At 44.4% G+C, this 15,768-nt stretch carries 10 protein-coding genes; 2 read left to right on the top strand and 8 right to left on the bottom strand.

All coding sequences use genetic code 11. The features are described 5' to 3' along the window. Positions 1-8: 8 nt before the first annotated feature. The 6 genes from FX988_RS02885 to FX988_RS02860 form a co-directional block, all read right to left on the bottom strand. Positions 9-662: a phage tail protein gene (locus FX988_RS02885; RefSeq protein ID WP_160178255.1), complete on the bottom strand. Its 654-nt coding sequence runs from the start codon at positions 660-662 to the stop codon at positions 9-11. Positions 663-791: 129 nt separating this feature from the next. Next, the gene (locus tag FX988_RS02880; protein ID WP_160178254.1) at positions 792-1,628 is read right to left on the bottom strand and encodes a hypothetical protein; all 837 of its coding nucleotides are present in this window, start codon (positions 1,626-1,628) and stop codon (positions 792-794) included. A gap of 364 nt (positions 1,629-1,992) precedes the next feature. Further along, positions 1,993-2,778, bottom strand: coding sequence for a 3-hydroxybutyrate dehydrogenase (locus tag FX988_RS02875; protein WP_160178253.1), 786 nt, complete (start codon positions 2,776-2,778; stop codon positions 1,993-1,995). Beyond that, positions 2,771-3,883 (bottom strand): PHB depolymerase family esterase, encoded by a 1,113-nt coding sequence (locus FX988_RS02870; protein ID WP_160178252.1) that lies wholly within the window; start codon positions 3,881-3,883, stop codon positions 2,771-2,773. The genes FX988_RS02875 and FX988_RS02870 overlap by 8 nt, the downstream gene beginning before the upstream one ends. Before the next feature lie 26 nt (positions 3,884-3,909). Further along, on the bottom strand, positions 3,910-5,127 hold the full coding sequence (locus FX988_RS02865; protein WP_160178251.1) for an E22 family MetX-like putative esterase: 1,218 nt from the start codon (positions 5,125-5,127) through the stop codon (positions 3,910-3,912). A gap of 31 nt (positions 5,128-5,158) precedes the next feature. Then, positions 5,159-6,454 carry a GntP family permease gene (locus FX988_RS02860; RefSeq protein ID WP_160178250.1) on the bottom strand — a complete coding sequence of 432 codons (1,296 nt, stop codon included), beginning with the start codon at positions 6,452-6,454 and terminating at the stop codon, positions 5,159-5,161. Positions 6,455-6,650: 196 nt separating this feature from the next. On the opposite strand from FX988_RS02860, the gene FX988_RS02855 reads away from it, so the two are divergent. Next, the gene (locus tag FX988_RS02855) at positions 6,651-8,975 is read left to right on the top strand and encodes a TonB-dependent receptor (RefSeq protein WP_160178249.1); all 2,325 of its coding nucleotides are present in this window, start codon (positions 6,651-6,653) and stop codon (positions 8,973-8,975) included. A 337-nt stretch (positions 8,976-9,312) separates the two neighbouring features. Continuing rightward, complete coding sequence (locus tag FX988_RS02850) at positions 9,313-9,954, top strand: response regulator (RefSeq protein WP_160178248.1); 642 nt, start codon at positions 9,313-9,315, stop codon at positions 9,952-9,954. Between the two features lie 75 nt (positions 9,955-10,029). On the opposite strand, the gene FX988_RS02845 is transcribed toward FX988_RS02850, so the two are convergent. Beyond that, positions 10,030-11,889, bottom strand: coding sequence for a cation:proton antiporter (locus FX988_RS02845; RefSeq protein WP_160178247.1), 1,860 nt, complete (start codon positions 11,887-11,889; stop codon positions 10,030-10,032). A 451-nt stretch (positions 11,890-12,340) separates the two neighbouring features. Further along, positions 12,341-15,742 carry a PAS-domain containing protein gene (locus FX988_RS02840; RefSeq protein ID WP_160178246.1) on the bottom strand — a complete coding sequence of 1,134 codons (3,402 nt, stop codon included), beginning with the start codon at positions 15,740-15,742 and terminating at the stop codon, positions 12,341-12,343. Positions 15,743-15,768: the final 26 nt, after the last annotated feature.

Raw genomic sequence — 15,768 nt, 5'->3', positions numbered from 1 at the left:
CAGCCCTGTTAAGGTCTTGATGGGAATATGCCCAATAGCGCGACACAATAGCGAATGGTGGTATAGGGTTGTTGAGCATCGACCGTGATGGATGAATTACCAAGTGATGGCTCTATAGTGGTCTGCGAGGTAATAGCTGATGTCGCCATGGTCGCATCAGGAGTTTCATTAGTGATATACACGTCGTCTCCTCCATCGTTTGCCATAACGGTACCAACTGGGTCAGAGGTTGTACCGGGTAAATCACTGCTCATAATGTTGCTCGTGGTGGTAGCTGTGTGGCTATGCCCAGCTAAATTATTTGCAGTTAAGGTAAGAGAATAACTCCCTCCTTTTTGACCGAGATTTCTTGTAGTCAATCCAGAGCCCTGGCCTGAACCCACCGGGACACGGTTTCTTAAATCAGGTAAGGCAAATGTCGTGCGACCATCTCCACCATACGTTGTGCCATAAAGTGAAAATAACGCATCATTACTGTTAATAGGTAATAGCTGTCCATCTGCGTTGGCCCAGCCTCTGGGGCAAAAATTACCAGCAAATAGCATGATGTCGCCAATGTAAGGATTTACACTAGCGTGTACTTTGGGTAGGTGCAGGCTCGCGGATAATACCATTCCGCCTAAAACACATGCGCCCAAGTTTCTGTTTCGTTTTTTAGACATGGGTTGTCCTTTTAAATGTATGTTTTGACAGGCAGCTACGTCAGTTCAAAATCGTCTACATATGATTTGAGCAAATCTGCTGAGGTGTGGATCACGGCGGTCAAATAAAGGTAAGGCCGCCGTTGTACATTAAGAATTTGAGGTAGGCTTTCGTTTTTTGTTAAACGCGAGTAGTGAGATGCCTAAGACCATGAATAGAAAGTTCCCTGGTGTAGGAACAGGCTCGGGCTCGGGATCAGTCGGTAGTGCTTGAACGGTTAAATTGAGACTAAAATCAAATAGCGACAGACTACCTGACTCAAAAGTGCCCGCTTGCACATTGGAGGTGAGCGTAAGATCTGTAAGTCCGGTGGCAAACGTGTCACTGTCTGATTCCACGGCATCAAAATCCGGTGCGATAAATTCGTCATACACTTGTAAATTAAGCCCAGCGCTTGAATCTAGATTGACTTCAACGAAAGCGTCGTCAGATTCAAGGACTCTATTGCCGAGCAATAATTCGGCAGCGGTGATCAATGCGCCATTTGATGCCGTTACATCGTAGTCGACATCAAGCTCTAATTCGGCTTCTTGAATATCGTTACTTTGTTGGGGCAAGGTCCACGCGATTTCAGAGCTAAATTGCAATCCCAAAATGTATTCATTTGGGTTGGCGGTCGCTACCGCGTCGATGCCAAATACAAATATGTCAGATAGATTAATAAAGTCTTCTACTTCGTCATCGTTCGCGTCTAACTCATACAAAAAATTTTCTATTTCTTGCCAATTGTTAAATACAATATCGTCAATATTTATACTGCCGCCGTCGACTAATTCCTGTAGCGTACAGCTGTTGTTATTAACACATCCTGACGTCACGATTGAAGCGTAACTTACATGGGCGGGGGAGCTGATTATAAATGTGGAAGCTACTGCATACATCAAGCCTTTTACATATTTTACTAAGGTGTTCGTAGATCTACTCATCGCGTGTTCCTTTAAATTAAGCTAAAAACTTACTTCATAACGCTGTTCGATTACTGGTGTGGGTGCTTCGCTTACAATTCAGCAACAAGTGGGCCAATAATAAGAAGATGTTTAAAATCAACATATTAGGTGGGTACTAAAATATATTAAACGAGTAATGTAAAATTATTGTAAATTTTCTTGACGGCTAATGTATCAGGACACCGACACCTTCAACTGAAAGTTTCACGCTCGAGAGAACAAAAAATAGGATATAAATTAAGGAACGAATTAAGGAGAAATTAGGATAGAAAAAGAGCCACGAATATACCTCGGCTGCCTATATAGATAACTGTGAGTTAAACCTAGCTCTTTTTTTCACAAACTAACGCGCTGTCCAGCCGCCGTCGATAACGATAGTTTGCCCGGTGATATTACGGGCGCTGTTATCCATTAAAAATGCGGCACTACTGGCAAGCTCGTCTATGTCGATGAATGACTTTTTCGGCATAGGTTCGAGCATGATTTTATTGATTACGTCTTCTTCACTCATACCATGCTCTTTAGCTTGGGCGGCGATTTGTTTTTCGACCAATGGGGTTTTGACATAGGCCGGGCACAGGGTATTAATTGTGACGTCGCAATCCCCCGTTTCTAGTGCAATAGTCTTAGAAAAACCCAATAAGCCATGTTTTGCAGCCACATAGGCCGATTTAAACGGGGAGGCAATGACGGAGTGCACCGAGCCAATGTTGATAATACGGCCGTAGTTCTTTTCGCGCATTGAAGGCAGTAAAACTTGGGTCAACATAGCGGGTGCCACCAGCATGATATTGATTAGCTGTTGCCATTTATCCGCCGGAAAGTCTTCAAGTTTAGACACATGTTGTATACCCGCATTGTTAACGAGTACATCGACTGTGTCAGGTAGCAAGGTATCTGGCAGGCTCGCTATCTGTTGAGGGTTCGTTACATCAAGCAATAGCGCGCGAGCACTTATGCCTTGTGCCCCTAGTTCAGCAGCGGCATGTTCAGCAGCGTCCAAATTCATATCTGCCACGATAATTTTATGGCCACTTGCGCCTAGTTGTTGGGCGATCCCTAAGCCAATACCGCTGGCACCACCTGTGATGAGGACTGTTTTATGTTTAGGATGGAATGAATTACTCATTGCTACTCTCTTCTTTGGCTAATGCGTGAATAATATTGCTAACAGCTTGAATTTGCTGACCTTGGTTGTTGGCGTAATCCTCTCCAGTGTATCCCCACCAATCCCAGCATCCTTGTGGGTTTAGCGGCATCATCATAGAACTTTTCGTTTGCGGGTAGAGCACCAACATATGATTGCTATCTGCCCAATTGTTTAGGCCTGTCTGTGTGGCGTAAGCGTCTCCTACCGCATCAGCATTTTGATTACAGCCATGAAAGCTGACATGCACGGTACATACTTCACCTTGTTGACACGCTTGGGGAACATACAGATATCCTTGACTGGCTAACGTGTTGGCAGGTTCACTGCCGAATTTCTGTTGATCAATTTGGTGAAGCTTTCCTTTTGGCTCTGGGCTACGGGCACGCACATTGGGCAGAATAAAACTAAGTAGTTCACCCGCAGCATCATAGGCACAGTTCCCTATAAAGGGGGTTTTTGATTCGTTGCATTGATTACCGGAGCCTAATGTTGGGAATAAATGAGCAAAGGGTTTATCTTGCACGTACTTGATATTTTGCGGTTCAACCCACTGTTGATACTGAGTAACAAGCGCATCGCTGATTTCAGGCAGCACCTTAGTGTCTAGCATGCCACTGAGTATCCATACTTTATGCTGTTTTAGATTGGTTAAATCCGGTAGCTTACCTTGCTTGCTCCATTTATTGATTTGCGCTGTGAGGGGAGCTAAATCTAACGGTGTCTTCACTTGATTTACGCATTGACTCAAGGCCGTTTGAATGCTGTTTTGCGCACAATAATACGGGCCTGAGGCGATGATACCGACGCCAGACACCCAATCTGAATGCGCAAGTTCAAACTGTGTGGCCATATAGCCACCGCTTGATAGTCCAGATAAAGTGATTTTATCCAAGTTTAAATTAAAACGAATGTCATCTGCTAAAACTGCTGCTTGTTGAGCACTTTTTACAGGTTGCGCAGCGGCTGAGGCACTTAATATTCCACTAAATGACAGGGTTAGAGCGGCGCTAACTGCCTTTGTAAGGAAACAACAGCGAGAACTGCGTTTACTTAACTGGGTAAATTCCGACAATGAGAAAGTCATAATAATCCTTTTTTGTTCTTACAAATCTATTGTTTGTCAGCTAAGAATGCGCTGATGTCTGACGCCGCTTGTTCGATACCTACGACACCATTGAGATGGCCTAGGTCGCCAGTTAATTCTCGATAGCTGGTATTTTTATGGAGTTGCTCTAAGGAATTTACCGCGTCTTTGGCTAAATAGGGCATCAACAACAAGTCATTGAATGATGGCAGAAATAGCGTTTTCGCTTTGACTGACGATAGCGCTTGTTTCATGTCTCCTGAATGGCCTGCTATATAAAGCTGTGAGGCCCGCACTAAATACAATAGATGGTTAGCATCCATCAGTTTTGCTCGGCTTTGAGCGCGTTCTTTTAACCATTTAACAATACTATGTTGTTGTCGAATGTCATTTAATGGGCCTTTTTCAAGAGGGGAATAAGCTAAGTTCCTACCCGTTTTATTAAAAAAGGCAGGGGTCAGGGCATCTTGGGTAATAAACATCAAAGCTGACGTTAAGCCTTGGGTTGGTGGGGTCTTATCGTAGTAATCCCCATTTGACCAGTTTTTATCCAGCTGTATGGGGATAGCCCATTGCTCAAGTAAGGCGGTTGTCCATGCATCACTTTGCCCTGAGCCGATAACAGAGATCATTCTCGGCACCCAATCTGGATAAGCCGTGGCCCAATCTAATGCCTGCATTGAGCCCATGGAGCCACCGATCACTGCATGTAATTTTGCAATGCTTAATGATTCAAGCAAGGCCTTTTGTACATTAACAAAGTCTCGTATGGTCACCACAGGAAATGTTAAGCCGTAATGCTTACCCGTATCGGGGTTGATAGAAGCAGGGCCCGTGGTGATCACATTTGGATCGTAGGCGTTTAAGTTCGCTAAGGTATCAACACTGATGACAAAGTACTTGTCGGTATCGATGGCTTTGCCCGGTCCGATGATCGCATCCCAATAGCCAGGTGTGGCATCGTCGTGTTGATATTTACCTGCAGCATGGGAGGTAGCGCTGAAATAGTGAGTGATTAGCACCACGTTATCTTTGGCCTCATTCAATGTGCCATAGCTTTCCCAACCGACCTGTAACTGTTTTATTGTTTTGCCGCCGAAGGTGGTAAAGCGCGCTAATTCAAAGCGCTGTTTTTCGACCAGTTGTCCTGTTTGCGAATAGCTTTGAGCCGCGTTTAGCTGAGCTGATAAGAGTAGGGCTACCGCGGCCAGTAGCCCTTTTGGAAATAGCTGTGTTATAAACATGAAATGCATTCTCTAGTGAATAATGTGTCGATTAAAATATATTAAATAAGACAATAGCCAGAATAAGACCACTCAATGGCACCACAACGGTTAACGCCCCAACGGACCAATATGACCTTTGATGTGTCTCATTACAAATTGCGCGGATTAACGTCACCACATAACCATTGTGCGGCAAAGAGTCTAATGCACCAGATGAAATGGATACCACACGATGTAACTCTTCAGGGTTTACACCTTGGTCGATGTAGTGGGGAGCGAGCAGAGGTAAAGCGATGACTTGGCCCCCTGATGCAGAACCAGTTAATCCCGCGATAACACTGATTGCAATCGCTGCACCAATCAATTCATTCCCTGGGATGTGGGTCATCACCTCAACCGCAACTTGAAACGCCTCAGTTGATTTAGCGATACTGCCAAACCCAACCACAGCAGCTGTATTTCCAATAGCGACTAACGCACCTGTTGTTCCTGCTGTAATGGCGTTTTGCATATTCACGAAGTAGCGAAAATTGATGATCATTAAGGTTAAAACACCGCCACCTAATGCAATGATCAACGCTAAATGACCAAGACGGTCATGCAGTAAAAAGGATAAAACGAGCACAACCAATAGTGGAATTAAACCAGTGATAGGGCTAGGTAAGGCACGTTCCGTCAATTGAGGATCTTGGTCCCAGTGTTCAAATGTTTCACCATTGGCCAGCGCCTTGTTGATCATGCGGCGCAACCACCAAAAACCAAATGCGGCCATGAATAGAGCAACCACTAAACTAACCTCCCAAGCGGCAAACGGTGAGGTTCCTAGGTATTTAATGGGGATCCAATTTTGAATTTCAGGTGAACCAGCTGAGGTCATGGTAAACGTGACGGACCCAAAGGCCAAAGCGGCGGGGATAAAGCGACGGGGCAGGTTGGCATCCTTAAATAGACTTAACGCCATAGGATAAACAGAGAACGCTACAACAAATAAGCTAACGCCGCCGTAGGTTAAAATAGCGCATGCGAGTACAACAGCGACAACCGCCTGGCTACGTCCTAGTTTTGCGATAATAAATTGCGCCACTGAATCTGCTGCGCCCGTGTCTTCCATGAATTTGCCAAACAATGAGCCAAGCAAGAACATAAAAAACCAAGATGCAATAAACCCAGAAAAGCCTTGCATATAGTTGTTAACGAAATTTACTTCACCGATAAACACCGGTATACCACTGGTGAGTGCCACTATCAGTGCACACAAAGGGGCGGCAATAAACAGATTCATGCCACGAATAGTCAACACTATCAGTAACAATAACCCGCCTATTAAACCAATTAAACTGAGCATATTATCTTCCTTTAAATGAATACTTGTGACCGCAAGCAAACATGTAAAGTGATGGCGTAAGTGTGTCTTAGCCCAATGAATATGCCCATAGTACTATGGTACTAAGGACGGCCATTCAAAACTCCATTAAGGTAATTATGACCGCAGCAAGCAGACAATGAAAAATAATGAAAACTGCTAATCAAGGACACACACTATGAACAAACAACGTTTCTCTCAAACCATTATCGCTGGCGCAGTGGCATCGGTGCTTTGCTATCAACCAGCACTTCATGCACAAGAATCTACCAATAATGCGCAACCTGAAAAGAAAGGGTTAGAGCGTATCGAGGTAACGGCGCGCAAAACCGTTGAAAGTCTGCAAGAAGTGCCAATTTCTGTTACGTCTTTAGGGGCCGTTGAGCTAGACGAAAAAGGAATTTCAGTGCTGACTGAAATTCAGCAATTCTCACCAAATACCACATTGCAAAACAGCCGCGGCACTAACTCAACATTAACCGCATTTATTCGTGGTGTGGGCCAACAAGATCCGCTTTGGGGTTATGAACCAGGGGTCGGGATTTATATTGATGATGTTTATGTGGCTAGACCTCAAGGGGCAGTATTAGATTTACTGGATGTGGAGCGTATTGAAGTGTTACGTGGCCCGCAAGGCACGCTTTACGGTAAAAATACCATAGGCGGAGCAATAAAATACGTGACCAAGCCCATGAGCGGCGACCCAACCCTGAACATTCAAGGTACAGTGGGTAGCTATTCACAGCGTGATATTAAGCTTACGGGCCAGTTACCTTTAATCGAAGACAAATTATATATTGGGTTTGGGATTGCAGACTTAACCCGTGACGGCTACGGCGAATACCTAGAATCGGCTCTTGAGGGGCAAGATTTAGAAAACTACAACAAGGATCTCACCGCTGCTCGGGTGACGGTGGAATTTACCCCATCAGATGATTTGTTCTTTCGCTTCGCATGGGATAAAACCGAAGATGACTCAAACGCGAAAGGGGGATACCGCTTATTGCCAAGTCGTTTGACAGATGCCCCAGTACCAGACAGCGTATTTGATTCTTACACCAGCTTACCGACAGAAAACAAGGTTGAACTTGAAGGCTACAGTTTAACGGCTAATTGGGATGTGAATGACGATATCAGCCTTAAATACATAGGCGCGCATCGTGAAAGTTACTCTCCAACCAATATCGATTTTGACAATACCGCTGTTGATATCTTTGATGTACCCGCTATTTACGAAGATGAGAATGACACCCATGAATTGCAACTTGCCTATACCGGAGACGGTTTTAACGCTGTGGGTGGTATTTACTACTACGATGGTGAGTCATGTGGGCAGTTTGAAGCCATTCTGGGTTTTCTTGGTCGCGCTGCTTTTGGTACGCCGGGCTTAACTCGTGAAGTATCAGGCTGTAATAACAGTGAAAGTATTGCTGCTTACGTGCAATCTTCTATCGATGTAACTGAGCAATTGTCATTAACCCTTGGTGCCCGCTATACAGATGAAGAAAAACAAGCAACGGTGCGTAATGGTTTAGTGTTTGACAATGTTTACCCAGAATCAAACTGGATCCCAGGCTATGTGCGCCCAGAAGGAGAGATTGTTCCGCAAGTATTGGGTACAGACTCTGACGGTGACGGCATACTGGATGCCCCCGCGAAAGAGAGTTGGTCACGCTTTACGCCACGGGTGGGTGTTGAATACCAAATGAACAGCGATATGATGTTTTTTGCTAGTTATTCTCAAGGTTTTAAATCAGGTACCTACAACCCACGTGCGACCATCAATGAACCTGCGGTTGACCCAGAAGTAGTGGATTCAATTGAACTGGGTATGAAAAGTGATTGGAATGACAATTTACGTACTAACGTGACCTTGTTCGCGTTAGAGCACAACGACCGTCAGTATATTTCTGTGCTGCCCGTTACGTCACCTGAAGATTTACAGCAAATATTGGGCAACGTGGGTAAATCTAAAGCGAAAGGGGTTGAAGCGGAAATTACTTTTGCTGCCTCGGACAACTTAACCTTTGATGTAGCCCTAGGTTACATTGATGCAGAATTCGAAGAAGTATTCCAAGAAACCTTAGAGGGACGCGTTGACGTAGCCGATACGTTCGCTATCGCTAATACACCAGAATACACGGCTAACTTCGCCGCAAATTATGTATTAGGGACGGATATCGGCGACTTTGTGTTTAATGCTAACTATTATTACCGGGATGATTACACCATCACTGAAACGTCCAATAGCTTAATTACCCAGGACGGTTATGGCTTAGTAAATCTAAGCGTATCTTGGCAAAGTGAAGACGGTAGTTGGTATGGCGGTATTCATGCTAAAAACCTTACAGACGAGGAATATGTTGTGGGTGGCTACCAGTTTGTGGTTGAAAACCCAGATGATCCTACCGGATACACAGCAGGTACTGGTGGTGACAATACCTTGATAGGGTATTATGGTGACCCACGTACTGTTAGCTTAACACTTGGTTATCGGTTTTAAGTAACCAATCGCAGTAGGCACAGCGAAAGCATATATGTTTATTGATGCCTATTGTGCTTGAGCAAAACACGCGCAATAACTATAAGTATAAGTATAAGTATAAGTATAAGTATAAGTATAAGTATAAGTATAAGTATAAGTATAAAGCGTGACTCGGTAATGACGTTTGGCAGTGAAAACTGCCTTTTTTCGTTTACGCCTATTCACAACAGCGAATGTGACAGCAAGCACTTGACAGAAAATTTGATATAACTGATAGTGACTCAAGAAATTACGATAAAAATCAGCTGTATAACCTCCGTTAATCTTTTTCCCCAGATGTTAAATGAGAAACCAAATGCAAGCTAAAGCCATTGTTGCTGATGACCACCCGCTGTTTCGCAGTGCAATGAAACAAGCTATTCAAGGGGTGCTGGGCGATAATATTTTAGAGTCCGCGTCTTACCAGCAAACATTCGATTTATTGAAGCAACATCACGATGTTGAATTGCTTTTTTTGGACGTAAATATGCCAGGCAATGAGGGTTTAACAGGGCTTACGATGATCCGTAGCCATTTCCCTGATGTGTTAGTGGCGATAGTGTCCGGCGATGAAAGCCCTGCCATGGTGAGAAAGGCCATGGACTTTGGAGCTTGCGGTTATATTCCTAAATCAACACCGTTACCTGTTATTTCAGATGCCGTGCAACAACTGCTAGAAGGAGAGCAATGGTTGCCAAGTGAGTTATTCGAGCAAGTGCAAAAGATTGAAGATAGCCAAGAACAAGCATTTGCCGGAAAGCTTGCCCAGTTAACGCCTCATCAATTAAAAGTACTGCAACTCATGGCTGATGGCCTGCTAAATAAACAGATCGCGTATGAACTTGGTGTTAGTGAGTCGACGATAAAGCAACACGTTTCCGCTGTGTTGCATAAGCTTGGCTTTAATAATCGCACCCAAGCAGGGGTATTGTTCAAACAAATGTTACAAGTTGAATAAGCACCGGCATTAGCATAAAAAAGCCGGTGTAGTGACCGGCCTTTTGTCCATGATGTGACACGCTATTGAAATATTTTAACCTGGCAGCTTAGACTCATCATTGTTATTTTCAGCAGAAACGTCCACTTTAGCGATTGCTTTCTCTATAGGTTTCTCTGGGTTCACTAAACTGACAATCTTCCAATCAGATTTGGGCTTCATGTTGTTTGATGTGGTGAACATATGGACGTGATTTTGTGTATCTAAAGCACAGAGTTTAATAGCCCGTTCGCTGTATTGCGCTTTATAATCTTCATAGGTAAACGAGTCAGATAAGCGCGTGGTTTTAATCGTTGAACCTTTTGCTACTAAGCCCGCTAATTTACCGTATGTGGCATCTTCGCTAAACAAGCCTAATTTTTTTACATAAGATTCAGACACCTGATGACTCGGCCGTTGTTGTTGCTCATTATTGCTAAGGCCAAGCACAGTGCCTTTACCCATTTCATGTTCAAAATGGTAGGTGACCATAGGATTAAGTTGACGGTAGGGGGACATGACTAACACCTTGCCAAACATAGACAAATCAAGGGTACGCGCGGCGTGCTCAGACATGGGGTTGCCAAAATAGGTGGGAATGTTTTCCATTCGGGCTAAGCGCATGTTGTTCCAGTTGGTATCCGTGACACGCACTTGTACATCATGACTCATCAGTTCTTTGGCGAACAGGCGGCTAAACAAGCCACCTCCAAAAATGAGAAAACCATGTGGAGCAGGGGCGCGCATTTTGAGTTTTTTCGCTACCGTAACCGACGTTAAACTCTGTAGCACCACAGTGGTAATGATCACCAAAAAGACCATAGGAACAAGAAGTTCAGCTTGCTCGTAATCTAGTGCCTCTAGCTTAAGTGAAAATAATGCAGATACCGCTGCTGCGACAATACCGCGGGGGGCTATCCAACTGAGTAGGGCAATTTCGCGCCAATTCAGGCCCGTGCCTAGGGAGGACAAAAACACACCCACTGGGCGAGCGATAAAAATCAGTGCCACAAGCACCAATATAGAGCCCCAGCCGACATTCAATACGGCATGTAGGTCAATACGAGAAGCGAGTAAAATAAACAACCCCGAAATGAGTAACACGCTCAAGGTTTCTTTGAACTCTAAAATGTCTTCTACATCGACATTCTTCATATTGGCAAGCCACATACCAATGACCGTCACAGTCAATAAACCTGACTCATGCGCTATCACATTAGAACCTGCAAATGCACCTAACATGAGGGTCAATACGGCAGTATTTTGCAGATAGTGAGGGATCCAGTTATTCCTTAAGGCAAGGCCGAGTAAGTAACCGGTTGCAGCGCCAATTCCTAAGCCTACGCTGATGGTTAATCCAAAAGCGTATAATGTATGGCTCAGTGCATCTTGGGTAGAAATGATGTATTCGAACACTAAAACAGCGAGCAATGCCCCAATAGGGTCAATTACAATGCCTTCCCAGCGTAAAATATTCGCTACTTTACTGCTTGGGCGCACGGTACGTAACATAGGCACAATCACGGTTGGACCAGTAACGGTTACAATGGCACCGAACAAAAAGGCCAACTGCCATGACACGCCTAAGGCATAGTGTGCAACGGGCGCAGTAACAAGCCAGGTGACTAGCGTGCCCACAGTACACAGATTACGCACCATAGAGCCGTGACCCGCCAAATCACCAAAGCGCAGTGTGAGCGAACCTTCAAATAGAATGATCGCGACTGAAAGCGATACTATGGGAAAGAGTAAGTCGCCAAACAGTGCGTCGGCGTTGATCACGCCATATACGGGGCCAACTAAAATACCAACGACTAACAATGGCAGAATGGCGGGTAATTTAATGCGATAAGCAAAATACTGACAAGCGATAGAAATAAGGCCTACCGCCACCAGGGGAATGATTGGGTCGCTCACATGAGATCCTTGTAGAACGAATATACATAATTAGCTGGATCAGACCACAAGTCACTTGCTAAAAGCAATAATACCTTTGATTGTTTGAATCAGTGCTAGCGTTAAATTAGTCATATGCAGATGTGACATGTTCGGTTTTTACAGCACTTCGAACCCTACACGCTCAAGACACGCTCCAGCCTTTGATTTGAGCATCGCTTGGTCGTTGGATTATTATGCGTCATATGTGCACGTTTAAATGCATCAATAATGAGCTAACGCTTCACATGTTTCTTATTGATTGGTCTGTCCGTAAAAACAGGGGGCAATGAGATTGAGTTAATAACCCCTATGGCCCTTACTATTGTGTTGTTTTGCATGGTCTTACTTTGTTATCCTGCAAAATCACTTGCCTCGTTGGCGACGTTATCTGGGCATCTTTTTTCCTTGATGCTGCTTTCCATGTTTTACTTTATTTAGCCAGCAGTTGCTTAATCAGCCGTTTCAAAGCGAGTGGTTTAAGGGGTTTAGGCAAATAATGCATTTGCTCATCAATCGCTTGTTGCCTGATTTGCTCATCTTGGCGCGCAGAGTTAAGAATACAGGGGATCTGTGAGCCATCTTCCTCGATATATGCTTGCCTAATAGTGCGAGCGACATCAATACCGGTTTCACCATGGTCGAGTTGGTAATCGAGTATCATTAAATCTATAGGCTGATCGAGTAATTGCAGTGCATTTTTGTTGTCTTTGGCGGCAATCACGAATGCGCCCCAATCAACTAGTAACCGTTGTAACGCATCTAGGATCTGAGGCTCGTTATCAACAATCAATACACGTCTTTTATGTAGCGGTAGATTAATATCATTGTTTCCACGCGTCGCTGTTTGTTGAGCGTTATTTTGTTTATGCCCGATGGGCACGGCTATTTCAAACGTGGTGCCTTTGTTGACTGTTGAATGTAAGGTAACAGGGTGTTTTAACAGGGCACTAATGCGCTCGACTATGGTTAATCCTAAGCCTAAACCTTGGGCGCTTGGGGTATTGTCTAGTTGATGAAACTCTAAGAATATTTCTTGCTGTTTGTCTTTTGCAATGCCTGCGCCTGTATCGATAACGCAGATACGCGCCGTGCCAGCTTGGCGTTTAACTCCAACTAAAATACGCCCTTCGTGGGTGTAGCGAATCGCATTAGAGAGCAAATTCTGGATAATACGCCTAAGTAGTTTAGGATCAGATTTTACTGAAATACTGGTACTTACATAGGTTATGCGTAACGATTTTTGTTGTGCCAGCACTGAAAACTCAGTCACCATGGGGCGTAATATATTGTCCAAGGGGAAGGTTTGTATATGCGTGTTCAATACACCTGACTCTAATCGTGTCATATCGAGTAGCATGGATAAAAGCGACTCAGCATTACTAAGTGAGTCAACGAGGTTGGCACTCATTTCAGCCATTTCCCCGGCAGGTGCTTTTTGCTTGAGCATGGCAGCAAATAACGATGCCGCGTTAAAGGGTTGCATTAAGTCATGACCGGCAGCGGCTAAGAATTTCGTTTTACTTTCATTCGCACTTTCGGCTTCACGGCGCGCTTTTTCCAAGTCGAGATTGGCTATTTGCAGTTGCTCAGTGCGTTCTTGAACCCGTGATTCCAAACTTGTTTTAGCCTGTTCAAGTTGCTGCTGTATGTTGATGTATTCTGTAATGTCACTATAGGTGGTTACAAAGCCGCCACCAGGTAGTGGGCGCCCATTGAGTTCAATAACTTGGCCGTTTTCTTGATGACGCACATATTTATACGCGCTGCCTGATTGCATGAAAGCAACGCGTTTTTTAATTTCCATTTCGATGTTACTTTGTCCTGTTGCAGCGTTATGCCCAAACAAACCACGTTTGGCATTAAACTCTAATAGCTGATAAATGGACATACCCACTTGAACAAACCCACGTGGATAATTAAATAGCTCTACATAGCGTTGATTCCACGCCAACAGATTGAGACGTCTGTCGAGAACAACGATACCTTGCTGAATATTTTCAACTGATGATTGCAGTAATTCATGATTGAACTGAAAGGTTTGGCTGGCTTCCTCGACCAATTCAACCAATTCTGATAACTCAACATCTCGTTTTTCACCGATAGCAGACAGCAAAATACGCGCGCTGGCGCTGCCGACTTGACCGGCTAATTCACTTTCAATGCTGGAGAGCAATTTAGGGCTGGCATATCCGGCCAATTGCTCTGGAGACAATTTATCGAGTAATGCACGATGCCGTTCAGCCCCCCATACTTTTTCAGTTATAGCGAGTAAGTTTGCCACCTTTACCGCATGCCCGAAGGGTTGACTATTATGGGTGATTGGGTCTTGCGTCGAAGGTTGACTGCGTTTGTTTTGTATAAGAGATACCAACACAAAACAAAGAATGTTAACCCCGAGACTATAGACAAACCCTTTGGCAAGTTGAATGTCTGTTGGTGTCTCATTGAAATAGTAACTCGCAGTAATACTTGGCCAAAGTAGCCAGTAAGCCCAACACAGCGCGCCACTTGCTAGCGCTAACTGAGCACCTAAAGGTGTGCCGCGTTTCCAATATAAGCCAAGAAGCAGAATAGGGAATGTTTGGGATAGTAGTGCAATCGCTATAACACCGCTTTGCACTAAAGACGTGGATTGGCTGATATTGACATGATAAAAATAGGCGACTGCGAGCACCACTAACACTGTCGCTCGCCTAATCAACAAAATGCTGGCCGGTTTTAAGCGGTGTCGTTGTTGTGTGCGTAATTGCAGCGTTAACCATAACGGTGTTGCGATGTTATTGGATATCATTATACCCATGGCAAGCGTTGCCACTATGATCATGCTGGTCGCGGCAGCCAAGCCACCGATAAAGGCAATGATGGTCACCCAAGTATTCCCTGATGCTACAGGCAGAGCTAGGGCATAGGTGTCTGTGCTTATGTTGCCACCTGGAAATAACATGTGCCCAGCGAGTGCTATCGGTAAAACAAACAGTGTCATACCGAGTAGATAAAGCGGAAAGAGCCAGCGAGCAGTAGTGATTTCTCGGTCGCCGTTATTCTCAATAAAATTAATATGGAACTGCCGAGGCAAGCAAAACATCGAGCAAACGCCTAATAGCATTTGACTGGCATAAACCCATACACCGGAGTCCGCACTAACGGTTTGCTTGGCGCGCGGGTCTAATTGAGCTTTTCCTAGTAAGTCAAATATACCGTCAAATAAACTGTAACAAACAAACAGGCCCACAATCATTAAACCAACCAGCTTAACAATAGATTCAAAGGCGACCGTAAGCATCAGCCCTGGGTGTTTGTCCGTTAAATTTAACGAACGAGTACCAAATAAAATTGCAAATAATGCCATTAGCAACGCGACATAAAACCCTACGCTGTTTGGCCAAATATTATCAGCGCCTGTGACGACACGTATACCGCCGGTAACCGCGTCTAATTGCAGAGCGATGTAAGGAACGACGCCGATAAAACACAATAAGGTTACCAATGCGGCCAAAAAATGGGATTTGTCATAACGTAAACTAATGAAATCGGCGAGGGAGCTAATATTGTGCTGGTGACACACATTCGCGACGCGGCGAAGCACAGGATGAGCGAATAAGAAAACACAAATAATCCCCATATAGGTGGGAATAAATGCCCACCCATAATGTGCGGCCTGGGTAGTGGTACCGAAAAATGCCCAAGAGGTACAATGCACACCAAGTGCAAGACTGTAGATATAAGGATGCTGTTGATTGGCTTTTGCCCGTTTATCTCCCCAAAACGCGAGCAGAAATAAAATCAGCAAATAGCCAACAACAATCGCCATCAAGCTTAAAACGCTAAACATAGACACCTAATATTATTTTTATATCA

The sequence above is a fragment of the Paraglaciecola mesophila genome (assembly GCF_009906955.1).
GTDB lineage: Bacteria > Pseudomonadota > Gammaproteobacteria > Enterobacterales > Alteromonadaceae > Paraglaciecola > Paraglaciecola mesophila_A.
Note: the sequence above shows the minus strand (reverse complement) of the source record. Positions and strands in the feature narration are given on the sequence as shown.